Source organism: Helicobacter labetoulli, from assembly GCF_003670275.1.
Taxonomy (GTDB): domain Bacteria; phylum Campylobacterota; class Campylobacteria; order Campylobacterales; family Helicobacteraceae; genus Helicobacter_C; species Helicobacter_C labetoulli.
Genome location: NZ_QXJF01000007.1, coordinates 15,289 through 39,456 on the forward strand (window position 1 = coordinate 15,289; position 24,168 = coordinate 39,456).

General features: G+C 39.2%; 20 protein-coding genes and 2 pseudogenes. 8 read left to right on the forward strand and 14 right to left on the reverse strand.

The features are described from left to right. Positions 1-1,380, forward strand: a complete 1,380-nt coding sequence (locus tag EBF12_RS12165) for a methyl-accepting chemotaxis protein (RefSeq protein WP_121726579.1) — start codon at positions 1-3, stop codon at positions 1,378-1,380. Here EBF12_RS12165 and EBF12_RS04355 read toward each other — a convergent pair. Beyond that, a complete protein-coding gene (locus EBF12_RS04355) occupies positions 1,377-2,465 on the reverse strand; it encodes a cytochrome-c peroxidase (RefSeq protein WP_121726580.1) in 1,089 nt (362 codons plus the stop codon). The genes EBF12_RS12165 and EBF12_RS04355 overlap by 4 nt on opposite strands. Next, positions 2,462-5,083 (reverse strand): TonB-dependent receptor, encoded by a 2,622-nt coding sequence (locus EBF12_RS04360; protein ID WP_121726581.1) that lies wholly within the window; start codon positions 5,081-5,083, stop codon positions 2,462-2,464. Before EBF12_RS04360 ends, EBF12_RS04355 begins: the two co-directional genes overlap by 4 nt. 143 nt (positions 5,084-5,226) lie before the next feature. Between EBF12_RS04360 and EBF12_RS04365 the strand changes: the two genes are divergently transcribed. Then, a complete protein-coding gene (locus EBF12_RS04365) occupies positions 5,227-5,724 on the forward strand; it encodes a flavodoxin (protein ID WP_121726582.1) in 498 nt (165 codons plus the stop codon). A gap of 44 nt (positions 5,725-5,768) precedes the next feature. On the opposite strand, the gene EBF12_RS04370 is transcribed toward EBF12_RS04365, so the two are convergent. From EBF12_RS04370 to EBF12_RS04395, 6 genes are all read right to left on the reverse strand, one after another. Then, positions 5,769-6,119 carry a branched-chain amino acid transporter permease gene (locus EBF12_RS04370; RefSeq protein WP_121726583.1) on the reverse strand — a complete coding sequence of 117 codons (351 nt, stop codon included), beginning with the start codon at positions 6,117-6,119 and terminating at the stop codon, positions 5,769-5,771. Further along, positions 6,109-6,798 carry an AzlC family ABC transporter permease gene (locus EBF12_RS04375; RefSeq protein WP_121726584.1) on the reverse strand — a complete coding sequence of 230 codons (690 nt, stop codon included), beginning with the start codon at positions 6,796-6,798 and terminating at the stop codon, positions 6,109-6,111. The genes EBF12_RS04370 and EBF12_RS04375 overlap by 11 nt, the downstream gene beginning before the upstream one ends. 1 nt (position 6,799) lies before the next feature. Further along, positions 6,800-8,395, reverse strand: coding sequence for an arginine--tRNA ligase (gene argS / locus EBF12_RS04380; protein WP_121726585.1), 1,596 nt, complete (start codon positions 8,393-8,395; stop codon positions 6,800-6,802). Beyond that, positions 8,395-8,643 (reverse strand): twin-arginine translocase TatA/TatE family subunit, encoded by a 249-nt coding sequence (locus tag EBF12_RS04385; protein WP_121726586.1) that lies wholly within the window; start codon positions 8,641-8,643, stop codon positions 8,395-8,397. Before EBF12_RS04385 ends, argS begins: the two co-directional genes overlap by 1 nt. 66 nt (positions 8,644-8,709) lie before the next feature. Beyond that, on the reverse strand, positions 8,710-9,336 hold the full coding sequence (gene gmk / locus EBF12_RS04390; protein ID WP_121726587.1) for a guanylate kinase: 627 nt from the start codon (positions 9,334-9,336) through the stop codon (positions 8,710-8,712). After that, positions 9,333-11,399, reverse strand: coding sequence for a midas domain-containing protein (locus tag EBF12_RS04395; protein WP_244196359.1), 2,067 nt, complete (start codon positions 11,397-11,399; stop codon positions 9,333-9,335). Before EBF12_RS04395 ends, gmk begins: the two co-directional genes overlap by 4 nt. Before the next feature lie 90 nt (positions 11,400-11,489). Between EBF12_RS04395 and EBF12_RS04400 the strand changes: the two genes are divergently transcribed. Then, a complete protein-coding gene (locus EBF12_RS04400; RefSeq protein ID WP_415580105.1) occupies positions 11,490-12,044 on the forward strand; it encodes a phospholipase D-like domain-containing protein in 555 nt (184 codons plus the stop codon). Between the two features lie 101 nt (positions 12,045-12,145). Here EBF12_RS04400 and EBF12_RS04405 read toward each other — a convergent pair whose 3' ends face one another. Beyond that, positions 12,146-12,598: a DUF4156 domain-containing protein gene (locus EBF12_RS04405; RefSeq protein ID WP_121726590.1), complete on the reverse strand. Its 453-nt coding sequence runs from the start codon at positions 12,596-12,598 to the stop codon at positions 12,146-12,148. Positions 12,599-12,748: 150 nt separating this feature from the next. Here EBF12_RS04405 and EBF12_RS04410 point away from each other — a divergent pair, with 150 nt between their 5' ends. Next, complete coding sequence (locus tag EBF12_RS04410; protein WP_034586030.1) at positions 12,749-12,934, forward strand: hypothetical protein; 186 nt, start codon at positions 12,749-12,751, stop codon at positions 12,932-12,934. A gap of 82 nt (positions 12,935-13,016) precedes the next feature. On the opposite strand, the pseudogene EBF12_RS12265 reads toward EBF12_RS04410, so the two are convergent. The 5 genes and pseudogenes from EBF12_RS12265 to mnmA all read right to left on the reverse strand — a co-directional run. Then, positions 13,017-13,589 (reverse strand): annotated as a pseudogene (locus EBF12_RS12265) (anaerobic C4-dicarboxylate transporter family protein); the annotation flags it as partial. A 402-nt stretch (positions 13,590-13,991) separates the two neighbouring features. Continuing rightward, positions 13,992-14,756 (reverse strand): annotated as a pseudogene (locus EBF12_RS12270) (anaerobic C4-dicarboxylate transporter family protein); the annotation flags it as partial. Positions 14,757-15,310: 554 nt separating this feature from the next. Then, entirely contained in the window at positions 15,311-16,750 is a 1,440-nt protein-coding gene (gene aspA, locus EBF12_RS04420; RefSeq protein WP_002955830.1) for an aspartate ammonia-lyase, read from the reverse strand. A 255-nt stretch (positions 16,751-17,005) separates the two neighbouring features. Further along, on the reverse strand, positions 17,006-19,204 hold the full coding sequence (locus EBF12_RS04425) for a TonB-dependent receptor domain-containing protein (RefSeq protein WP_244196360.1): 2,199 nt from the start codon (positions 19,202-19,204) through the stop codon (positions 17,006-17,008). Positions 19,205-19,557: 353 nt separating this feature from the next. Beyond that, entirely contained in the window at positions 19,558-20,598 is a 1,041-nt protein-coding gene (gene mnmA / locus EBF12_RS04430) for a tRNA 2-thiouridine(34) synthase MnmA (RefSeq protein WP_121726591.1), read from the reverse strand. Positions 20,599-20,757: 159 nt separating this feature from the next. Here mnmA and EBF12_RS04435 point away from each other — a divergent pair, with 159 nt between their 5' ends. The 4 genes from EBF12_RS04435 to EBF12_RS04450 are packed head-to-tail and all read left to right on the forward strand — an operon-like array spanning position 20,758 to position 24,137. Further along, positions 20,758-21,615, forward strand: coding sequence for an ATP phosphoribosyltransferase regulatory subunit (locus EBF12_RS04435; protein ID WP_121726592.1), 858 nt, complete (start codon positions 20,758-20,760; stop codon positions 21,613-21,615). A 34-nt stretch (positions 21,616-21,649) separates the two neighbouring features. Next, positions 21,650-22,894, forward strand: coding sequence for an adenylosuccinate synthase (locus EBF12_RS04440; RefSeq protein WP_121726593.1), 1,245 nt, complete (start codon positions 21,650-21,652; stop codon positions 22,892-22,894). Between the two features lie 5 nt (positions 22,895-22,899). Continuing rightward, positions 22,900-23,328 carry a flagellar export protein FliJ gene (locus EBF12_RS04445; RefSeq protein ID WP_121726594.1) on the forward strand — a complete coding sequence of 143 codons (429 nt, stop codon included), beginning with the start codon at positions 22,900-22,902 and terminating at the stop codon, positions 23,326-23,328. Beyond that, positions 23,325-24,137, forward strand: coding sequence for a MotE family protein (locus EBF12_RS04450; RefSeq protein ID WP_244196361.1), 813 nt, complete (start codon positions 23,325-23,327; stop codon positions 24,135-24,137). Before EBF12_RS04445 ends, EBF12_RS04450 begins: the two co-directional genes overlap by 4 nt. Positions 24,138-24,168 lie beyond the last annotated feature (31 nt).

A 24,168-nucleotide genomic window follows, 5' to 3' on the forward strand; every position in this document is an offset into this window, starting at 1 on the left:
ATGAGTAAGATTAACATCATTTCTGCTGTGCTTCTTTTGGTAGGCATTGGTATTGATGGCTATTGTAATGGATTTAGTTTAGCAAGTCTTATTTTTGCACTCCTTGCTGGAATTGTGTGCGTGAGATTCTATATGGCAAGGCACGATGAGCGACTTTTTAAAACTTTGGCTTACACGACAAAAGAATATGCTTTAGGCAAGTTTGATTCACGCATTACGCACATTAAGGGTAGTGGTGCTGTTGTGGAGATTTGTGAGCATTTGAATGATTTTGCCGACCATTTGGAGGCGTTTTTGCGTGAGGTAAAAAGCTCCATTGAAAGCTCACAAGAGGGACGATACTATCGCAAAGGACTTGCTGGTGGGCTAAATGGCACATTGGCACAAAATATTGAAGGCATCAACAAAGCTCTAAGCGCGATTGAGGAAAACGCCAAAGATTCTATCCGCAATGCATTGTCTAAGAATTTGATGAATCTTAGCCTAAAGAGTCAAAACACGAATCTTGATAGTATAGCAAATACGCTCAATGATGATATTGTCTATATGAAAAAGGTGGATTTAAATATCCGCGATATTCGTGATGCTTCAATAGAAAGCCGTGAATATGTGAGTAATTTGACAGAATCTATTAGCAAGTTACTCTCACTCATTGAGACAAATAATCAATCTATCCAAAGCCTTGCTGAAAAATCACGCGATATTGGCAATGTAGTCGCACTTATTGATGATATAGCTAATCAAACAAATCTTTTAGCACTCAATGCTGCTATTGAGGCGGCTCGTGCTGGGGAACACGGAAGAGGTTTTGCGGTAGTGGCTGATGAGGTAAGAAAGCTTGCTGAAAAAACACAGAAAGCTACAAATGAAATTTCTATCTCCATTCAAAGTATGCAGCAAGAGGTGGGAAGCATTGAAGAAAGTGGTGATGAGGTAAGTAAAATCGCCTCTGTGTCTGAATCTAAGCTTCATACATTTAATGAGGTGTTTGATAAAATGGAAGCCAATAGTGCTTCTTTAGATGAGATATTTGCCCAGCTTTATAAGCAGTTAGTGCTATCAGTAACAAAGCTTGATCATATTTTGTTTAAATCAAATCTCTATCTCTGTCTTAATACACAGGAGAAAAACGAGAATCTTGCCTCGCTTAATCCCATCTCCCGTTTGCTTGATAATGAAGATACGCAAAGTGTGATTCATACGCTCTTGCCACAAAGTAAAGCAGATGAGATAACCCACAAACTCTCTGTAGATTCTACTAAGGCTACATCATTTATTGGGCAGGAGATTACACAAAGTAACTCTACGGAGATTATCCAAAGTGTAAGCAGCTTAGAGCAGACTTCGAGTAACTTGCTTGAAAGCTTGAGTAAAAACTAGAGCGTATTCAAAAATGCTTCAAGTGCTTCAATCTCATCTTGGCTTAAGCCAAGTGGTTGAAGTAGTGAATCTGTCTTAGGATAGGGGAGATTTTCTTTTGCCTTGCCCTTTGGGTGGAACATTCCTCCATTGTAGGCGTTCAACACACCGCGTAGATGTGGAAAAAGCCCGTTATGCATATAGGGAGCTGTTTTTGCGACACTTCTAAGGCTTGGCGTTTTAAATTTGCCTATGTCTTCTATTTTGCCTGTGGTGTGGTAGTATCCCAAATCCTCATATTTTCTTCCATAGTAAGTAAGCCCAAGATTATGAAAAGTATCATCGCTAAAACTTGCTCCATAGTGGCAATTCATACAACGAGCTTTGGTGCGAAAGAGATGTAGTCCCCATACTTCTTTGTCGTTGAGAGCTTGAGCTTGTCCTTTCATAAACTTATCAAAACGACTATGTTTTGGCATAAGAGAGCGTTCATAAGTGGCAATAGCTTGGGCTAAACGCTCCGTGGTAATCTCATCACTCCCAAAAGCCTCTTTAAACATCGCTTTATAACTAGCATCTTTAGCCAATCTTTTGACTGCCTTTTGTGGGGAATACGCCATTTCCTTTGGGTCAGCTATGGGAAAAAGAGCTTGAGATTCTAAGTCTTTTGCCCTCCCGTCCCAAAACTTTTCCTTTCCAAATGCTGACATTACAACGCTTGGTGCGTTGCGTTTGCCAAGTTGGCGATTATGTCCATAGCTCACACTTCGTCCATCGGCAAACCCAAGCTCTTTATCGTGGCAATTCGCACAAGCAATTTGTTTGCTTTGAGAAAGGATAGGGTCAAAAAAGAGCCTTTCCCCAAGCTTTGCTTTAGCTAATGAATAGGGATTAGATTCTGGATAGGGCGGTGTATCTGGCAGGGCGGATAGCTCTTCCCACAACACACTAGAATCTACTTGTGGCTTTTGCCATTGAGATTTGGGAGAGAGATACATTTTTCGCAGGGCTTGTATATTTTTTGGCATAGCATAGGCTGAGCTTATGCCAAGCACACAAACGATTGCGATTGTCTTGTGTCTGCTATTATGTAAAAAGTTTTTCAAAATTTATATCCCCCTTGAATCCAAAATTGTCGCCCTATTTCATATACTGCCACAGAAGTACTTGAAGCAATACCGGGTATCACCGCACCATTTGTCCCACTTAATGCAGCCTTATTGCGAGTGTTAAGCACATTATAAATATCAAAATTCATAAATAAAATATTACCTTTCCATACATTGACTTCAAAGCCAAACCGCATATCCCAAGTAAAAGCCCCATCAAAGTGCATTTTACCATATTGCTTTAAAGTTGAGCTTGGATTATAGCCCGGGCTTGTTTTGTTTAAAAGCACCATAGCCTCATATCCACCACGATAGCGGAAGAAATTATTAAGAAGCCACCTTGTTTTCCATACATCAAAAGTATGTGTTGTGGAAAGTCGCAAGGTAAAGGGTCGTGCGAAATTTTCCGTAGGACGATCCCTATACTTGATACGCTCTCCATCATAAATAATCTCATCATTATCAAGGTAGGCATCATCGGCGGAGTAGAGATTGTAACTTCGTATTGTTTTTGTGTAGTCAAAGGCAAAAAGTATGTGATTTTTCACGCCATATAGCTCTAAAGGTTTGGTATTTTGTAGGCTAAGGGTAATGATGTGGCTTTGGCTTTCTCCATCATTTGACCAAGTGGTTATAGAGCTTTTATTTTGCTTAATACTTTTCTGCATTACTTCATCTTGTCCGTGGCGATAGATGTATTTAGCACTTAAGCTAAAAAGCCCAAGATTCTGTATTATGCCTCCTACAAGCTCATCGCTATAAGGGATATTGAGCCTTTGAAAGTCATAGCTTGATTTGCCCTCTTTTGTTGTGCTTGGTAGCCAAGGTGAAGTAGGATCGCTCCTCTTGTATTCTTGTGTATTGTTTGCGACAAGCCCATAGAGGCGGTAGCTCAAAAGATTGCGTCCATAGTAGCGATTTACCCCAAAGATAAGCTCACTTTTATACTTTTCCCAAGGGGCAGTGTAGTTAAGAGACAATCGTGGGGCTAAAGTGTGCTTTTGCATATAGGTATCGCCATCTAGACGCATTCCAAGCCTTGTTTGAATCTTGCCTAGCAATTCTAAATCAAGCAGGGCAGAATCCTCAGCATAGATTCCATACGCGAGGTTATCAAGGGCTATTTCACCGATTTTGCTTTCTGTAACTTTATTAAAATATTGTCCTTGCGAAGGTGTGTTTGGAGATTGACCATTGCCTTGCGTTTGTGTACTAGAGCAGGTCTCAAAGTCAAACATACTATCAGGACTGCAAGTGCTGCCGTTTAAATTCATAGGATTGCCAAACGCATAGTAGGGATTTTTGCGATTGCGATAAGCGTGCGTGTAGTTTGCCTCAACGCCTATGCTAAGCGTATGCTCGCTTTTCCATAAATCCCAAGATTCAAAGTTCATATTTGATTTGTAATTCAGTGTGTTTTGAATCTGCTCCATATCGCCAAATCCACCCTCACTCGCCCTTGGACTTTTGCTATTTGTCCCTGCCCAGTCTTTGTCTCCTTGTGAATAATACCACGACATAAAGTAGTTTTTCTCACTCTCTCTTGAGTTTTGCATAAAAGAGTAGCTTAAAGTATTGCTCCATAGCCCTAAATCGCTATCATATAGAGCTTTAATCCCACTTTGAATCCCACCACTTTTCATACTATAAAAACTATTTTTTGATGTATTGCTGTAGTAGGTGTTATCTTGGGGCATATAGGCTAGACTTGCTTCAAGCGTTAGCTTTTCGCTTGGATTATAATGTGTTTTAATATAGTAGTTATCAATATAGCGATGCTGCTCTCTTGTAGCATTTGCTTCTGTGCCGATATTAAACGAATAGCCTTTTAGCGGGATAAAGCTTCGTGTAGTAGAAAAGCTTGCGATAATACCTAGATTCTGCGTAGCATAGCCTTCAATATTGGCACGGATAAGGTGCTTTGTAAAATTTGGTTGATAGTTTTCATTTGAGCTTGTGATAAAGTTTGCCTCTTGGCTAGGGTCTATGAAGTATTGTGTCAAATCACTCCCTGTAAATTGGTAGCTTAGCCCTCCGTGCCACCCATATAAACCGCCATTATCGCGTCTTGGCTTTCGCACATTGCTTTCTATAACACCACCTGTAAAGCCCCCATAAGCAGCCGAGATATTAGAATCTTGCACTTGAATAGATTCTAGAAGGCTTGTATCCACCGCTAAACCTTGACTTCTCCCACTTCTTAACGCATTTGGTCCATTTGTTGTTCCACCATTTGGATCTAGGTCATTGTTTATATTAAAGCCATCAAGCTGAAAATTGTTTTGATAAAAGAGACCGCCGCTAATGCTTATATTTGCAGGGTCAATTTCACCGGGTGTGGAGGACTTGAGCTGGGCGTTATCAAACTGAACATTAGGAATTATTTTTAATATTGAGGTAATGTCGCCATTACCACTCGGGTTGGCATTCAGCATATTTTTGTTGAGATTTGAGCCACTTTGATAGGTTGTTGTAGGGGGTGTAGCTACAACGATAGAAGTGGAAAGTTTAACATTTCTTTGTTGCGTGGTAGCAGAATCTTCTGTAGCATACAGGGCAATATGTATTAGCATATAGAGCAAAAATACTCTCAAATAAATGGTATTTGTTTTCATTATTGATACTCCAAGTGAAAATGTGAATTGTAGGTTAAGGACGCTGAAAATATTATGAAAACAATTCTTATTTTAATATTTTACCTTTTGTTATCTTTTATGATATAAGCTAGATTTTCCATTTCAATTTTAAAGGAGTGTATATGAAAAAAGTCGGTTTATTTTATGGCAGTGATGGTGGGACAACACAAGAGGTAGCACAAAAGGTTGCCGATAAGCTCGGGGATTGCCAAATGTTTGATGTGGCATCTTGTAGTGTTGAAGATGTGAGTGGATTTGATAATCTTATCTTTGCTACGCCAACTTATGGCTCTGGAGATTTGCAAGATGATTGGGATAGCTTCTTATCTAGCCTTGATGAAAGTGCCTTTAGCGGCAAGACAATTGCACTTTTAGGACTCGGAGATCAGGATATTTATAGTGATACTTTTTGTAATGGGATAGCCCATATTTATAAAAAAGTTTCAAAGCAAGGCAAAATCGTTGGGCAAACAAGCACAGATGGTTATACCTTTGATGATAGCGAAGCGGTAGTTGATGGTAAGTTTGTGGGATTAGTCATTGATGAAGTCAATCAAGAAGAAAATACAGAGCAAAGAATTGCAGCGTGGATTGATAGCCTAAAAAACGCTTTTGCTTAAATTTTAAAAACGCCAATTTGCTTTGGCGTTAGAATTTTAATTTTTTACATTGTGCTTATTATGGAGTTAAGAATCTCACTCTGCACCAGCATCATATAGCTTATTGTTCCACATACAATGCTAAGTACAGGGATTCTAAAAAGAATATGTATGCTACTTACAATAAATACCGCGATAATCTCATTTAGTCCATAAGGCATTTGTGAGAAGTTTGTATCCTTCAAGCAATACACAATAAGCATTGCAATAATCGCACTAGGCAGCACTTTGCCCAAAAAGACAATGTAGCTTGGCGTGGATTTGGCAAAAATAATAAAGGGCAAGAATCTGCTTAGAAAGGTATTTAATGCAATAAGAGCAACAAGCAACATAGAATGATAGACTTCAGGATTCAAGAGCGCCTCTCTTTAGTGTGAGAATGATACAGATTCCAACAAGGGCTGGAAGCAAAAAATGCTCTGCTTTAAAAATATACAAACACACAAGACTAACAAGAATCCCAATAAGTGCGGGTGTTCTCATTGCTTTGTTTCGCCACTGCTCTATAAAAATCACTACAAAAATCGCACTCATTACAAAATCAAGCCCCTTTGGTTCAAACTCCACCAAACCCCCTAGAATCGCCCCAAGTGTGCAGCCTATAATCCAATAGCTATGATTAAGTAGAGCGATAAAAAAATCAAACCAATGCTTATCAATGTGCGGTTTTGGATTTTTGAGATTAAGCAAGGCAAGGGTTTCATCAGTGAGAGAATAAATCATATAATAAGACTTTTTGCCCATTTGCTTAAAACGATCTAGCATACTGATGGAATAGAAAATCTGCCTTGCATTAATCATTGAGATAAGCACGAAGCTTTCCCATAGCCCAGCACCACTTGCCATAAGCCCAACAGCGATAAATTGTGTCGTCCCACCATAAATGACTATTGCCATAATAAATGCCCATAATGCCCCATAACCTGCCTTTTGAAGTAAGATTCCAAATACCATACTCATAAACACATAGCCAAGTAAAATAGGAATAGTATGTGGGAATGCGTCTTTCAACGCAGGCAGGGCATTTTTTGGCATTTTACATTCTTGTTTTTGCTTCAATGCCAAGCAGGGCTAGAGCGTGTGTGAGCGTTTGGCTAACGACTTGCAATACATATAAAATATCGTTTTGATTTGGGGTTTGCAGGATTTTATGCGTGTTATAAAAGCTATGCAAACTTGCGGCAAGATTCTTAAGATACTCGCATATTTTTTGCATTTCTCTATCGCGGAAGCTTGATTCTAAAATATGTGTAAGACACAAAGATTCAAAAAGCAAATGTTTTGCAGAATCTTCAACCGCAGAATCAAAGCTTAAACCTTGAATATTTTGCCTCAAATCCTGCATAGTCATATTAGCTTTTTCAAAAATTGTGTGGATTCTCGCATTGGCATAGTTAATATAGTAAATGGGATTGCTTGAATCTTGTTTTTTTAGCTCATCAATGTCAAATTCAAGGTGTGTATCGGGCTTTTTGGAGAGAAAGATAAATCGCAAGGCATCACTGCCAATATCATCAACAACATCTTTCATAAGGATAAAATTCCCAGCCCTTTTACTCATCTTATAGGGTTGTCCACCTTTAAGGAGACTTACCATTTGAGAGAGTAGCACCTCAAGCTTATTCTCATCATAGCCTAGAAAATGTATCGCTGCCTTAACCCTTGGGATATAGCCGTGATGGTCTGCACCCCAAATATTGATATAGCGTTTAAAGTTGCGTTGAAACTTATCTTGATGATAGATAATATCCCCTGCTAGGTAGGTTGGCTCACCGCTCTCACGCACGATAACACGATCTTTTTCATCATTAAGACTTGAAGAGGCTATCCATACTTTTGAATCTTTTGTGTAGATTCCATTATTTTGCTTTAAAGTTTGCAGTGTGGTATCCCAGCGTTCATAGAGGGCTTTTTCACTCACAAAGTTATCAAAGCTAATACCAACTTGCAAGAGATTGTCTTTAATTTCCTGAAGCATAGCATTTTTGCCAAAATCCGCAAGTGCGGGGATAGAATCTTCACTCTCAAAAATGCTTTCTCCAAAATGCTTTTGACACTCATAAGCCAAATCTATAATGTATTCTCCACGATAATAACTCTCTGGATATTCCACTTCACGCTTTAAAATATGCTCCTGCCCCGCAAGAAGTAGAGATAGTCCAAGCATTTGAATCTGCGAGCCTGCGTCATTTATGTAATATTCCGTGGTAATATCATAGCCCAAATGCCTACCAACTCGTGCTAATGCATCGCCATACACAGCACCGCGAGCGTGTCCTATATGCAAAGGTCCCGTTGGGTTGGCACTCACAAATTCAAGCAAAATACTCTCTTTTTGTGTAGTCGTTACGGATTCTGCCTTGCTTAGTTCATATAGAAAGTCCGTAGAAAGTGTGAGATTAATAAAGCCATTAAGGGATTCTACCTTGCTAAATGCTTTATTTTTAGTAAGAGATTGTGCGAGTTCTTCAGCCAAAATTTTGGGATTTTGTCTTTTTATTTTTGCAAGACTAAAGGCAAGTGGCGTGGCTAAATGCCCTAAATCCTTGTTCTTAGGCTTTTCTAGGGCAATCTCATTTTGATTTTCAATGCCACAGCTTTGGGCTAAAACAGCCTTAATGCGTTGATACATTAGGAATCTTGCTTTTGAGAATCTGCTTTTACATTTGAGGGGCTAGATTCACTTGCTTGAGTTTGTTTAATCTGCGAGGTTTCCTCTTGATTTTTCGAAGACTCCTCATCTTCCTCTTTTACCGCTTTTTTAAAGTTTTTAATCCCACTGCCTAAGCCTTTAGCAAGCTCTGGAATCTTCTTGCCACCAAAAAGCAACAACACAATCACTAAAATTAAAACAATCTGCCATATACTTGGGTGTGTCATAGGAACTCCTTTGTGTTAAGTTAAAATATTATACCAAATCTTGCCTAAATGATTAGCTCCGCCATATTAGTCCTGCCACTTTTGGATAATATGTGAAAAACGCTCAATCTGCTGATATTTGAGCGAACGCACAATAGAGAGCATAGCTTCCTTAGCGGTATGTATATCATCATTAATAATAAGATAGTCAAAATCATCAATATGCTGCATTTCATTATGTGCTTGTATCAGGCGAAACTCAATGGTTTGCAAGTCATCAGTTTGCCGTGCAATAAGTCGTTGTTTTAGAATCTCTTTGTTCTTTGTGGTGATAAACACGGATTTAGCAAAATCACCAAAATATTCCTTAATGCTGTGATGTCCTTGCACATCTACATCAAAAAGCACAATTTTATCTTGTGCTAGAGCGGCTTTTACAGGCTCTAATGAAGTGCCATAGAAATTTGTATGCACCTCCGCCCATTCTAAAAAGACATTATTTTTTATATCAGCAAGGAATTTATCTTTATCAACAAAGTGATAATGCACCCCATCAATCTCACCATCGCGGATAGGGCGTGTAGTAGTAGAGATTGAAAAATACACATCAGGGACAGAATCCATAATCGCCTTTGTAAGTGTGCTTTTACCACAGCCGCTTGGTCCGGATATGATAAGCACGGCTCCTTTTTGCCCTAAAGATTCTTTGCTCATTTGCTTTTGTCCTTAAAGCTGATGTTTATGGTTACTTCAAGCCCATCAAGCATTGATTTGAGATTGTTTGAACTCAAGCTTGAGATACTGCTCTGCACAGAGTTTGCTATCATATTTTTGACAATCTCTTGAGGCTGTGTGCCTTGCTCGTGGTTATTTTGTGCCAAAGAAGATTCTGCTTGATCGTGTGAGTTTGGAGACATATTTCCAAAACTCTCATCAAGGGCTTCATCATCACTTTCATTTAATTCGTTAAGAGAGAGTAGCTCTTCTGGAAGCTTCTCGCCGAGTGCTTGAGCGATTTGTGGCTCTTTAAGCGAGGTAAAGTCCGCACTCTCCTCGTCAAGAGATTGAAGAGCTTTGCTCACCTCGCTTACTTGCTCTTTATCAAGCACAGGCTCATCTAAAGCAATTTTTTCTACATCATCAAGCAAGTCATTCTCTAACAAACCTTCAGTTAAAAACTCATCATCAAGCGGCATAGGAGAATCTGTAGCTTCTTGTGTGGTGTCTTGTTGTGTTTCATCATTTGTATCAAGGGAATCTAGCTCATCTAACTCATCAAGGCTAAGTGCTTCATCGTCCAAATTGCTTAAAGATTCTGTATTTTCTGCTTCCAAATTTTCTTCATTCTCTTCGCTCAAAGATTCTCCACCTAAGTTTTCACCAGCAGAATCTGCAGATTCTATATTGTGTTCCATTTCATTTTGAGATCCTATGTCGTCTAACTCCGTTTGTCCTAGCTCATTTTCAAGCCCTGCCAAATCTCCCAAACTATCCAAATCATCTAAGTTATCTAACTCGCCCAAATCATTAGCGTTTTGTGTTTGTTTTGTTTCTCCTAGATTGTCATTTCCCCCTGTGTCATCATTGAGATTTTCCAAATCATCTAAACCGCCCAGCTCATCTTGTGTAGATTCGGAACTTTGTGTTTCTGCAATTTCTTGTGTAGAATCTAGCCCTGCTATCTCATTATCCAAATCCCCCAAATCATCTAAGCCCTGAGATTCTGTCTTTATGTTTTCTTGTGTTGAATCTTTAGAATCTTCTTTTGTCTCATTTGCCAAATCCAGCTCATCAAGGTTAAGCTCATCATCTAAGCTTAAAGATTCTGTTTCATCTTGTGTGTCGGTAGAATTCTCTTCAGTTATGGAATCTGCAGTGCTTTTAGTCAAATTTTCATCTTGTGTCAAGTCATCTAAACCGCTTAGATCCCCTAAATTATCTAAATCCGCCGTATCTTTCACTTCACTTGCTTCTTTTGTTTTCTCTTCTGTCTCTTGTGAATCTTCCATAGATTCAGCAGTATCAGTCTTTTCCTCCTCATCATTAAAGCCATCAGGCTCATCAAGGTTGCTTAAATCAAGATCAATATCCAATCCTTCATCTAAAGTTACTTCAGGGTTTAGCCCATCGCCCGCTTCTATATCAAGGGTTGGTTCTTCAAGTGCCATCTCCTTGTCTGCCGCACTATCCGCTTGAGAATCCCCATCATCGTTATTTTCCGCTTCAGCAGATTCTTGCTTAATCACATCACTAGAATCTGTTAGGCTAGATTCTGCATTCTCAAGGTTATCATCAAGCAAGTTGTCAATCTCTTCTAGCTCTTTATCTAGGTTATCAAGCTCAATAGAGGCATTCTCTGTGCTATCTAAATTTTCTCCATTTAATGCTGCATCAAGCTCCGCTCCAAGTGCTGAATCTACTGAATCTAAAGGCGTTTTTTCAGGGTTTTGTGTAGGGGCTTGTTTGTTTAGCTGTGCGGTAAAAATATCTAAAATGCTTGTTGGCAAAAAAGGCTTTTGCACATAGTCATCAAAGCCTTCAATGCGTGTGCCTTGCTTGTTGTAAATGAGACATTTGCGTTTATCTTTAAGTGCATCTGTATAGGCTTGTGAATCTAGCCTAAAGCAATCATCATCAACAAGAATATAATCATATTGCTCTAAATCTGTGAGTTGGCTAGATTCTGTTATTGTAGTGAGATTTGCCCCCGCTTTTTTGGCTGTGATTTCAACGAGTTTTTGAACGATTTGATTAGTGTTGATGAGTAAAAATTTCATATACATTCCCCGCTTTTATTGCTTTTTGTGTAATAATAACCTATCATTATAGCCAAATCCATAGCACAAAGGAATAAAATGCAAGTAAAAATGACAAAAATATTAAGAAAATATGTGATTGTAGGCATATTACACACTTTTTTATTTGTCCAATTTGTCTTTTCTGCCTCAAATGACACATTGTATATGCTACCTTATGAGCAAAAACAAGCTATCAATGCATTGCAAGGGGCGTTAAGCAATGCAAAAAATGAGATAAAGATAAGTATTTATAGCTTTACAAATAATGATATTGCCAAGATTTTAAGAGATGTCGCAAAAAGGGGAGTGAAAGTAGAGATTATCTTTGATAAAGAAAGCAATGTGGATAATAGAAGCTCTGTCATCGGCTATTTGGCAAAGTATAATAACATCTCTGTGTGTCTGCTCAGTGGGGTGAAAGCAAGAAATGGCAAGTATTATGGGATAATGCATCAAAAAATGGCGATTATTGATGATGAGATTCTTGCTTTAGGTTCGGCAAATTGGAGCAAAAATGCTTTTGAGAATAACTTTGAAACCCTACTTTTTACCTCTCAAACTCACCTTGTTCAAAAGGTAAGCAACGCATTTGAAAAAATGAAACAAAATTGCTTGGGATTTTAGGGTGAGTGTCGCTTAGTAAGGCTATTTGGTAAAAGGAGATTCCATTGCAGAATCTCCTTTTATTGTAAATATTTATAAGACTATGTGGTAAGAAAATGGGCTTATTTTTCTCCGCAATCAAAAACTTGAGCGTGGATTCTATAATTTTGAACAACAACTTTTTTGGTTAATGCACTAGGTTTGCACTCAAAAGGTGTGCTTCTCCCACCAAAGAAACCAACGGAACTGCACATTAATTGTTCGCGTGTCGGTGCAACCATCGCTCTTTTGCCATGTGCTACATCAGCGGCTGTGTTTCGCAAGTCATTTAATGCTCCTTCCCTTATTTTTTCATAAGAAGGTTCAATTTTACCCTCAGCACTATCTTGCCCTTCTGCTTCACCCAAAAGTCTGCAGTTGTATGGTGTGTTTTTGGCTACGGTTACGCTCCTTGCTTGTTTTTCAAGCTCTTTTGGTGCATAAGGCACGGTTGGTCCAAAACAACCTGTCATAAACAAAGCTAAGGTTGCTCCTATAACGACTTTATGCGTATGAGATACAATTTTTGTATTCATTTTTTCTCCTTGTTTTGTAGTTTCTCTTAAGAGAGCTGGAGATTCTAGGTAAAAAATACTTAAAATAATATTTATTTAGAAAATATTTACCTAATTTGATTTAAAAAACTTTTTGTGTAGATTCCAACCCAAAAGAATCTAAGGGATATGATGAAATACACACAGCAGGATATGGCGCGTATTATTGATGTTACGCCAAAGACTTTGAGAAATTGGCGAAAGCATAAGCCAGAACTTTATAAGCGTGTGTTGCTAAGTTTTAAATATGATGAGATTGTTGAAGATTTGCATAAGCATATCAGGGAGCTACAAAATTTAGAGCCAAAAGAAAGATAGGCAAAACATAGTTTTGGCGTAAGACTAAGTAAAAGGATAAAAAACGCAACATAGAATCTAAGCAGATTCTATGTTGTAGTTTTTAGAATAATGGAGCGATGGCAAAGCCCAAGGCTACCGCAAACACGATAGCTATAATACCCGGAAGTATGAAGCTATGGTTAAAGACAAACTTACCAATGCGAGTAGAGCCGGTATCGTCCATTTGCACCGCTCCAAGTAGCGTAGGATATGTAGGAAGCACAAACAACGCCGACACAGCCGCAAAACTTGCTACCAAAATATACGCAGAATCCGCATTTGTAGCGGTGATACCGAGTGCAGCAATCACAACCGGCATAATCGCCTTAGCCGTAGCCGCTTGTGAGTAAAGCAACATACTTGCAAAAAATAGTGCTACTGCCAAAAGTGCGGGATAATCGCCCACAAGTTTGCCGGCTAAATCGCCAATCTCTGCTTTGTAGCCATCAACAAAAGTATTGCCAAGCCAAGCCACACCTAAAACGCACACACAAGCTGTCATTCCCGCCTTAAATGTGCTTGCATCAAGCAGTTTACCGGTTTCTACCTTACAGAAAATCACAATCAAAGTTGCAATCATCAGCATAAAGCTCATAATCGCCCCATCGCGTGGCAATCGCACAGGATCAATATAGCTTTTTACCATCGCTGATAAGTTTGCTAACATTCCATCTTTTTGTGCGAAGTCTAGCAGGATAGAATCTAGCTCCCCTACCATAGAATCTAGCTTAGATTCTATTAGTTCAAGGGCTTTTTCATTATGCTCATTTTTAGTAATGGCATTAATCTCATCTTTTGCCGCAACAAAGGCATTTTGTAAGTTTTGTGTATCACTTGGATTTGCCTTAATGGCAGGGATAGAATCTAAATAAGTTTTCTTTAAAGATTCTAGCGGTGCAACAAGGTTTTGTTTTTCTAGCTTTGATTGCTCACTATCTTTGAAAGCTAGAAGGGCAGTCGCCTCTTTTTTGATAGAATCTAGCTCATTATCCACATACACAGGGATATTTTTGCTAACAGAATCTAGCATAGGCTTACGCACAACATCAGATATTGAAGTCGCATAAATCACCACGCAAAGCACTCCTGCAAGGAATATCCCAACACTTAGTTTTGCACCCTTTTTTAGCTCAATATGTGCTGCACCGCTTGTGGGTTTTACAAGCCCAGCTTTTAGCCGCTCTTGATACACGGGGTCTTTACTCAAATTAAGTGGGAAAAACTTGCTTACTACAAAAGCAGTTAGCATACACGCACTAAAGGTTGTGATAAGCCATACTAAAAGCAAAGTAGGATAGCTCCAGCCTAAAGGCTCTAACACGCCGGTCATATACACTACCGCCGCACTTACCGGACTTGCGGTAATGGCGATTTGGCTAGAAACCACAGCGATTGAAAGCGGGGCGGAGGGCTTAATATTTTGCTCCTTTGCCACTTCTACAATCACAGGTATCATAGAAAACGCCGTATGCCCTGTCCCTGCTAAAAATGTCAAAAAGTAAGTAACGCTTGGGGCAAGGTAGTTAATGTATTTTGGATTCTTTCTTAGAATCTTTTCAGCCACCTGCACCATATAGTCAAGCCCACCGGCAAGCTGCATTGCCGCAATAGCTGCAATAACTGACATAATGATAAGGATAACATCCCAAGGAATAGCTCCGGGCTTCATACCCAAAAAGAGACAAAGCACAACTACGCCAAAACCACCAGCGTAGCCTATCGCCATACCGCCAAGCCGAATACCGATAAAAATAGCTCCAAGTAGCACGACAACTTGAAGTATAAGCACTAATATTTCCATTGTAATCCTTTGATTTTTGCATTAAAAAGTTTTAGAATCTACTTTAAAGATTCACAAGTTTTACTTTGTGTTCAATCTAAATTTGTGTTTTTTAAGATAGCAATTCGCACATAGAGTAGTTCTTGCCTTAAAAAACACAAAAATAAGTATTGCCTAGTAAAAACCTAGAATCTAAACTCTTGTTATATTAAGCATTTGATGAAATACCTTTTAATTTAAATTTATTTTGAAATCCAAACTCTTAGGCGGTTCGCTTCGCTCAAACATAACAAGTTGTTAGAATCTAGAATCTAAAACAGCTTGTCATACTGAGCCTTTAGGCGAAGTATCTAAAACTTTAAAATCTAAAAAAGATATTTCGCCTACGGCTCAATATGACAAGAATCTAGATTCCATACAAGATACTAATATGAATACTTGCGGAAGTATCTTTAAGGTGTATTTTGGGCTATCGCATAATAATGTAGCTACTTAAGCTAATATTGCGGTTTATGAGAAACTTCCCAAAAATCAAAATTTTAGGCTCTTGCCTTTGCACTCAAAGCCTAAATTTCTTACGCAAATGGCGAATTTTTTTGAAACTTCGCCTTATCTTCCGCACTCATATGAGGATTTAGCATATTTTTTGGTTGGAAAATCTCATCTAACTGCTCTTTGCTTAAAAGCTTTCGCTCTAATGCGATTTCTTTTACCGGTTTGCCTGTTTGCAAAGATTCTTTAGCGATGGATGCAGAGTTTTCATAGCCGATATATGGATTTAGGGCAGTAACGATACCTATGCTGTTATACACAAAGTCGCTACATACCTTTTCATTTGCTGTGATTCCATCGACACATTTGCTTGCAAGGGTAAGCATTGCATTTCTCATCATAGAGATAGAGTTAAAGAGTCCATAGGCAATAACCGGCTCAAATACATTGAGTTGTAATTGTCCGCCTTCACTCGCAAAGCTCACAGTTACATCATTACCAATAACCGCATAGCACACTTGATTCACCACTTCTGGAATCACGGGATTTACTTTTCCGGGCATTATGGAGCTTCCGGGTTGCATTTTAGGGAGATTTATCTCATTTAGCCCAGCACGCGGTCCAGAGCTTAAAAGTCGCAAGTCATTACATACTTTAGAGAGTTTTACCGCTACTCTTTTTAGCACACCGCTTACTTGCACATAAGCACCCGTATCTTGTGTCGCTTCAATCAAATCATCAGCGGTTTTGAAAGGGTGTCCTGTAACTTCGCAAAGATATTTTTGCACGATTTTTGGATAGTTTGGGTGAGAGTTTATCCCCGTGCCAATCGCTGTGCCGCCCATATTGATTTCTGTTACAAGACTTCTTGCCTCTAAAACTCTAGCAATATCCTCGCCCATCATCACCGCAAATGTATGAAACTCCTGCCCTAAAGTCATAGGCACAGCGTCTTGGAGCTGTGTGCGTCCCATTTTTAGCACATCTTTAAACTCTTTTGATTTATTTTCAAAGGATTTTTTAAGCACTTCCATATCTTTAGCAAGGGCGGATAACTCATCATAAAGGGCTACATGGATAGCTGTTGGGTAAGAGTCGTTTGTAGATTGAGAGAGATTCACATGGTCGTTTGGGTGGCAGTGTTGATAATCGCCCTTTTTATGCCCCATAATCTCTAAAGCAAGGTTTGCTACCACTTCATTGGTATTCATATTTGTGCTAGTTCCTGCACCACCTTGGATCATATCTACGACAAATTGATCGCGTAATTCCCCAGCGATAAGCCTATCACAAGCCTTACAAATGGCATCTTTTTTTGTGCTATCTAGTAGTTTTAGCTCATTATTTGCTAGAGCTGCCGCCTTTTTTACCTGTGCGAAAGCTTTAATAAAGCTTGGGTAGCTACTAAGCTTATCGCCTGTGATGTTGAAGTTTTGCAAAGCTCTAAAAGTTTGCACTCCATAATACACATCATCAGCAATTTCTAGTTCTCCTATAAAATCGTGTTCTACGCGTTTTCCCATAATAAACTCCTTTGGGTGAGATGGTGTTACCACATTGTGATAACTAAGGCGTGATTCTATGCCTTAGAAACTGAAAAGAATCTAAAAGCTATAATTTTTTACATTTTTTTAAGATAAGAGAGATGTTTTTTACAAATCCTTTAAAAAATTTTAAGAAATATATCAGCTTTATACACCTTGGGGCAAAACCCCAAAGTTTTGTTTCAAGCTTTTTGTCATTTTGAAGTTTGTAGATTCTAAAAACATTTTGTGTGATTAAAAATCAAGCGTTACATTGAGCCAATATCTTCGTCCATCAAGGATAAAGCGGTAGTTGTTGGCATACACTGCAGTATTATTGCTTGTGCCGACATAATCAAAATCAATAAAGCTATGATTTAAAAGATTGTAGATTCCAGCATTTAGGCGAACAAAGTCATTAATCCTATATTGTGCGCCAAGGGTTAGCACGACATAGTCTTTGTAGTATTCTTTGTAAGTAAGTTTACTGTTATTCCCATAAAAATTATTATTTGGCGTTTTTGCTTTGTATTCTGTGCGTAAATAGGCACTAAAATCTTTATACATATAGCTTACCTTTGCATTGAGTGAATGCTCGGGGATAAAGGAGAGCTTTTGCCCTTTTGTCTTGCCTGAAGTTACTTCTGTGTCTGTCCAAACATAGCTTATATCAAAGCCCACGCCATAAATGGGCTTAATCCCAAAGGTGCTTTCAACCCCTTGTGTATAGGCAGTATCGGCGTTATAGAGTTGATTACAACCATTATCATAAATTTTACTACTACTACCACCACAATAAGCATTAAATGCCTCTCCAGAAGTTACTTCCTGTAAAGTGATTTTGTTAGAAAAGTTATTCCTAAATCCTGTAACGCTAAAATCCACATAGTCATTATCAAACACCAAGCCTAGCTCATAGTTGATTGAAGTTTCTGGCTTTAAGTCCGGATTCCCCAAAAAGCCTAATTTTCCTTGACTCCCATAGCCATACACACCGCTTACAAGCTGGTTGGTATAAGGGGTTTTATACCCTGTGGATACGCCGCCTTTGAGCGTTAGACTATCTGTTATATCAAGCACACCATAGATTCTAGGCGAGATGTGATTGCCAAACTTTGTGTTATAAGTATCACGCAATCCAAGTGTAATTGTAAAAGGCTCAAAAATATTCCACTCATCTTCTACAAACGCACTTATAGTGTGAAAGCCAAATCTATTTGGATTTGCCGCTCTATCGTGCATTTGCTCACTGCGATACTCTGCCCCAATATTAAGGTTATTATAGTCTCCTAATGGAAGCAATAATCGTGAATCTAGATAAATATCCTGCCCTATAATATCGCGATTTTTGCCCACATCAGGATCGGCGGTGTATTTGCCCACAACCTTGCGTCCAAGATTGCGTGTATCCATATATTGCAATGAAGTTTTCCACTTCCCAAAGCTATAATCCCCATCGTGTCCAAGTAGCCCTACAAGTTTAGATACATTCAGATAATCAGTATATCCGCCTGTCAGCGTATCATTGCTATTTGTGGTGTGGCGTCCTACTTGTTGCTTGCGATTATCAAAAGTGATTTTTGTATAATCCACATCAAAGATAAAGGTATTTTTAGAATCTGGCGTGTAGTTTAGCCTTGTGCCGATATTATAAGCATTGCTTTGAGCGCCAAAGAAGGTTTTGGTTGTGTTGCCATCATTTGTTTTAAAGGTATTTCCCGCTTCAGAGCGATAGAGATCGCGTAGTCTAAAGTTCATACCTACTTTTTTGCTTAATGCCCCTGCGGCGTAGAATGAGGCTTGATAGGTGGATTGATAGGTTTTAGATTCAGGGATATTTGCTTCAAGGCTTAGTGTCGCACCCCATTTTTCTGGGATTTTTTTCGTTATGATATTCACCATACCGCCCATTGCATCACTGCCATAGAGTGTGCTCATAGGTCCGCGTATAACCTCTATCCTTTCAATCGCACTAAGGGGGGGCATAAAGGCATTATACATAGATTCCATACCATTATTATTTGTGGCGATTTGTCCGCCCGGCTTGGTGCGTCTGCCATCTACAAGCAAAAGCGTATAGTCTGCTGGCATACCGCGTATAAGGAATGAAAATCCTCCAAGCTTCCCTGCACTTGAGTCAATCTCAACGCCGGGCACATTCCTTACTGCTTCGGCTAAATCGCGATAGGGCATTGTTTGCAACTCTTCTTGGCTGATAACGGTGGTAGAAGCTGGAGCATCTTTGACAAGCTTTTCGCTCCCTGATGCGGCGGTAACAATAGATTTATTTAGTCTAACATTGCGAGAGGCTGAATCTTGAGATTCTGCTTGTGTGGAAGTTTGGCTTAGTGTATCGGCTAGGGCAAATGAGCCAAAAAGACAAACTAGCCCTCCTGTTGTTAAGATTTTACCATTCGTTAAAATTCTGCTTATCGTTTTCATTTGAGTTTTCATTGTGATTCCTTTGTGTAAATTATGTGTGAAAGCGGGAGAATAATATAACTCAGCTTAAAATATAATTAATTATAGGAATAGTTATTAAGTTTTTAAAGATAAACCAAAATGAGAATTGAGATAGGTTTGTTTCAGGCATTTTAGAATCTTAATAAACATCTAGGCAAGTGAAAAATATAAAAATAATAAGAGTTTTCATAAACTTTATGTTGTGTCAGTCAAAGAAGTCAAATGCGGAAAAGGGTTAGAATTTTTAGATTCTAGACAAAATGAGAGTTTGAGCTAGAATCTAAACTTGAGAGATATAGGGCTTTATTGTTAAAGATTTATTTTGACACGGGTTATCAAACCTCTTAGTTCGCTTGAGTGATGACGCCTCCACCCAAAACGCAGTCATCTTGATATAGCACTAAGGCTTGTCCTTGAGCCACGCCATAGGCAGATTCTAGTAATTTTGCGTGGATATATTCGCCTTGTATGTTGATTTCTGCTTTTAAAGGCTCACTGCGATAGCGCACCTTTATATCATACACTCCGCCATCAAAGGCTTGTGGGAGACTTTTATTGAGGGCTTGTATAGAATCTATGGCAAGTTCTTCTTTTGTGCCGACAATGATTTCATTATTCTGTGGATTAATCGCCTTGACATAATGCGGCTCGTGTGAGCCAAAGACGCTAAAGCCCTTGCGTTTGCCGATAGTGTAGTGCATATAGCCCTTATGTGTGCCAACCGCCTTGCCGCTGCTATCCCGCACAATGCCTTTCATATCAACTTTTTCGTGGAGTTTTAAAATATCAATGTAGCTCTCTTCTACAAAACAAATCTCTTGAGATTCTTTATAAGTCTCTAATGTCCCAAGGAAGGGTAGAAGTTTTAGGGCGGTTTTTTTTACTTCCTCTTTGGTAAATGCCCCAAGTGGAAAAATGATTCTATCTATCGCACTTTGTGGCAAGGCGTAGAGAAAGTAGCTTTGATCTTTTGTATCATCAACAGCCTTTGCTATGCGTTTAATGCCATTAATCTCCTTAATCTGTGCATAATGCCCCGTAGCGATAAACTCACAGCCTAGCTCATCGGCTTTTTGTAGCCCTAAGCCAAACTTCATTAGCGGATTACACACTGCACAGGGATTTGGCGTCTGCCCTGCTTTGTAGGATTTGATAAACGCATCATAGACATTTTTTTTAAACTCCTCACGCAAATCCACTACTTCAAAGTGGATTCCAAACTGACTAGCGACTTGCTCGCAGTTTTTAATGTAAATCTCGTGTTTTTTCTCTTTGTCGTGGAGTTTGAGATATAGCCCTATGACTTCATACCCTTGAGATAAAAGCAAATGTACGCAATAGGAGCTATCCACGCCCCCGCTCATAAGCAATGCTACTTTTTTCATTGAAAACCCTTTATTTTTGTAGTTTTTAGTAACATTTGTGGTTACAAAATTTGGGAGTGTAGCATTTGCAAGTAAAAGTTATGTAAATCGCATAAAACGATATTTATGCTATAATCCAGCCTTTTTTGATACAATCTTAGAAATGTGATAGGGGGCAGGGTGATTTTAGAGCACGAGCTACCACAAGGGAGCAAGCTATATTTTGATACTTCAGCAAAGTTAAAACGAGATATAGAATCTTGTGCGATTAGGGCGTTTTATGAGAATGATTATAAAGAGATTGTAACACCTACTTTTAGCTTTTTAGAACATCAGGGCGATATTTTTAATCGTGAGCTTGTGCGGCTAAGCAGTGAAAGCAATCATCAAATTGGGCTAAGATATGACACAACACTTGATGCTATGCGTATTGTTACGAAGCGGATAACGCGTAGCAGTGAGCATAAGAAATGGTTTTATATCCAGCCGGTATTTAGCTATCCTACGACTGAAATTCATCAAATTGGAGCGGAGCATTTAGGAGGAGAGAGTTTATCGCCGGTAATGTGCCTAGGTATTGGAATCTTAGCCGAGCTTGGACTAAAGCCATTTTTACAAATCTCAAATATGAAGATTCCGCTTTTATGTGCTAAACATAGTGGTGTGAATCTTGAAGTCTTTGCTTCAAATAATGTGGAGCAACTTTTGCAAATGCCTTCATATATCGCAGAGCTTACACGCGTAAAAACTAAGCAAGATTTGATTAAAGCCATAGCAAATGCACCTGTGTTTTTAAAAGGGGAGCTTGAAAGGCTGCTAGAGTGTGCGAGTTATTGCGAGTATGAAAATAGTATTTTTTCCCCTCTTGCGTATGCGCCTAGCTCATATTATGGGGATTTATTTTTTAGAATGTTTTTGGGGAATGCGACTTTGCTTCAAGGGGGCAAATATAGCGTGTTTGAAGATGGGGTAGAAAGTATAAGCTCGTGTGGCTTTGCGATATATACTGATGAAGTGGTTGAGTGCCTTTTGGCATAAGTTTTGAGATTCTATTTTTTTAAGGAGATTAAATATGGCTGATTTGATTGTGGGGATTCAGTGGGGCGATGAGGGCAAGGGAAAGATTGTTGATTTATTAGCTAGTGGGTATGACTATGTGGTGCGTTACCAAGGGGGGCATAACGCAGGACATACAATCGTGGTGGATTCTAAAAAAATCGCTTTGCATTTACTTCCCTCTGGAATCTTGTATCCACAATGCAAAAATGTCATCGGCAATGGCGTTGTGATTAACCTTGAAGCGTTGTTAAAAGAGATGAGTGCATTTGAGAATTTACAGGGGCGATTGTTTATTAGCGATAAGGCACATATTATCTTGCCTTATCACGAGATTTTAGATAAGGCAAAAGAAAAGAGCAAGGATACAAATGCTATTGGCACAACAGGCAAGGGCATAGGACCTTGCTATGGCGATAAGGTTTCGCGTAATGGTGTGCGACTAATGGATTTAAAGCACCCTCAAATCTTAAAAACAAAAATAGAATCTATCTATCAACAAGCCAAATATGCTGAAAGTCTCTATGGTGTGGAGCTACCAAGTGTGGAAGATGTGGTTTCGCATTTAGAATCTTTAAGAGAGCAGATTCTGCCTTTTATCACAGATGCGACACAGCTTTTATGGGAGGCACAAAAAAGGGGCGAGAAGATTCTATGCGAGGGGGCGCAGGGCAGTATGCTAGATATTGATCACGGCACATATCCGTATGTAACAAGCTCTAGCACCATTGCCGCAGGGGCTTGTAGTGGTAGCGGACTTGCCCCACGAGATATACAAAAGGTTATTGGCATCGCCAAGGCATACTGCACAAGGGTGGGCAATGGCGTGTTCCCAACCGAAGAGCTAGGGCAGATAGGAGAGAGACTAAGAGAATCTGGAGGCGAGTTTGGCACGACAACAGGCAGGGCTAGGCGATGTGGATGGTTTGATGCTGTGGCGGTGCGGTATGCGTGTGCGTTGAATGGTTGTGAGAGTTTAAGTATTATGAAGCTTGATGTGCTTGATGGATTTAGGCGTATCAAAGTCTGTGTGGGCTATGAATATGAGGGCAGGGAGATAGGCTATATCCCAACAGATTATGAATGTGTGAAGCCTATTTACAGGGAGTTTGAAGGCTGGGACAAAACTTGTGGAATCCGAGATTTTAACGCCCTGCCAAAAAACGCACAAATCTATATCAAAGAGCTTGAAAAGCTCATAGGTGTGAAAATCTCTATGATTTCTACAAGTGCTGAGCGAGAAGATACTATTAGGCTTTGAGAAGAATGAAAACAAAGTTTGGTGCGATTGTGAATCTTCGCAAAAATGATATGCAAAGGATTGAGCGTAGCATTATGCAAAATGAAAATAAAATCGCGAGTAAGCAAAGTCAAATAGCGGCGTTGCAAGAAGAATTTTTAGGGCTTAAAATGCCAAGTGGCGGGGCATTTTATGCTTTTAGGGCATTTGAAGAAACAAAAAATATGCTTTTAGCCCATATCGCCTTGCATTGTGCGGAGTTAGAATCTTTACAAGCAAATAAAGCCCTTTTGCAAGAGCAGTATAAAAAATCGCATATTGAATATGAAAAGGTAAAATTTTTGGAAAAAAAAGAGCAAGATTCTATGCTTCAAAAGCTCAAAGAGCAAGAGAGACTTGAGAGTGATGAAATTGCACTTATGCTTTATAGCAATGCAGGAGGTAGAGCAATATGAATGTGTATTTGAGATGTGGCTTACTTGCTGTGTTGTGTCTAGGCTCACAGGCTTTGGGAGAGAACTCGCGATTGCTTGATTGCAGTGCCATTTTTGAAGCGCGCAAGAATGAGGTAAAAGCCCAACTTGATGAGATAGATGAGCGGCAACAAGCCTTACAAGTTTTGCAAAATGCTACGCAAGTGCTACTTGATGAAAAAGAGCGCCAACTCCAAGATAAGCAAAAAGAGATTGATGAGAAAATCGTTATCTTTGCTGAAGAGCAAGAGAAGGCAAAGGCGGAATTAGCGAGTTTGAAAGAGAAAAATAACCAAGAATTAGAGCAAAAAGAGCAGGAATTGCAGGATTTAATCACGCGAAATGAGGAGATTCTAGCCCAAATTAAACAGGTCAAAGATGATAAAATAGTCAAAGCTTATAAAGGTTTGAAAGAAGCCAAGGCAGCGGCAATTCTCGCCGATATGCCAGAATCTGAGGCTGTGGAGATTCTCTCTCAAATGGAAGTCAAAGATATGACAAAGATTCTAGGCAAAATGGATACTCAAAAAGCGGCAAAAATCACATCACAAATCCGCCAAGTAGAGCCAAACCGCTTAAAATCAAAAGATGATGAATCTAAAACTTCACAAAGCCCCAACACACAAGATGAAGATTCTACGCAAACACAGACATTGCAGCAAGAGAATGAAGCTCAAGGCGATGAATCTAGCCAAGAGCCAACGCAAGATTCTACAAACGATACAAATCAATCCTCCTTTGATAAATCGCCTAGTGATGAAGCTGCCACGCAAGAATCTCCCACTCAATAGCAAAATTACAGAATCTCAGCCCCAAAATGAG

Coding starts and splice junctions, on each gene's coding strand:
- EBF12_RS12165 (WP_121726579.1), top strand. CDS start 1: ATGAGTAAGATTAACATCATTTCTGCTGTGCTTCTTTTGGTAGGCATT.
- EBF12_RS04360 (WP_121726581.1), bottom strand. CDS start 5,083: ATGAAAACAAATACCATTTATTTGAGAGTATTTTTGCTCTATATGCTA.
- EBF12_RS04365 (WP_121726582.1), top strand. CDS start 5,227: ATGAAAAAAGTCGGTTTATTTTATGGCAGTGATGGTGGGACAACACAA.
- EBF12_RS04375 (WP_121726584.1), bottom strand. CDS start 6,798: ATGCCAAAAAATGCCCTGCCTGCGTTGAAAGACGCATTCCCACATACT.
- argS (WP_121726585.1), bottom strand. CDS start 8,395: ATGTATCAACGCATTAAGGCTGTTTTAGCCCAAAGCTGTGGCATTGAA.
- EBF12_RS04385 (WP_121726586.1), bottom strand. CDS start 8,643: ATGACACACCCAAGTATATGGCAGATTGTTTTAATTTTAGTGATTGTG.
- gmk (WP_121726587.1), bottom strand. CDS start 9,336: ATGAGCAAAGAATCTTTAGGGCAAAAAGGAGCCGTGCTTATCATATCC.
- EBF12_RS04395 (WP_244196359.1), bottom strand. CDS start 11,399: ATGAAATTTTTACTCATCAACACTAATCAAATCGTTCAAAAACTCGTT.
- EBF12_RS04400 (WP_415580105.1), top strand. CDS start 11,490: ATGACAAAAATATTAAGAAAATATGTGATTGTAGGCATATTACACACT.
- EBF12_RS04405 (WP_121726590.1), bottom strand. CDS start 12,598: ATGAATACAAAAATTGTATCTCATACGCATAAAGTCGTTATAGGAGCA.
- EBF12_RS04410 (WP_034586030.1), top strand. CDS start 12,749: ATGAAATACACACAGCAGGATATGGCGCGTATTATTGATGTTACGCCA.
- aspA (WP_002955830.1), bottom strand. CDS start 16,750: ATGGGAAAACGCGTAGAACACGATTTTATAGGAGAACTAGAAATTGCT.
- EBF12_RS04425 (WP_244196360.1), bottom strand. CDS start 19,204: ATGAAAACTCAAATGAAAACGATAAGCAGAATTTTAACGAATGGTAAA.
- mnmA (WP_121726591.1), bottom strand. CDS start 20,598: ATGAAAAAAGTAGCATTGCTTATGAGCGGGGGCGTGGATAGCTCCTAT.
- EBF12_RS04440 (WP_121726593.1), top strand. CDS start 21,650: ATGGCTGATTTGATTGTGGGGATTCAGTGGGGCGATGAGGGCAAGGGA.
- EBF12_RS04445 (WP_121726594.1), top strand. CDS start 22,900: ATGAAAACAAAGTTTGGTGCGATTGTGAATCTTCGCAAAAATGATATG.
- EBF12_RS04450 (WP_244196361.1), top strand. CDS start 23,325: ATGAATGTGTATTTGAGATGTGGCTTACTTGCTGTGTTGTGTCTAGGC.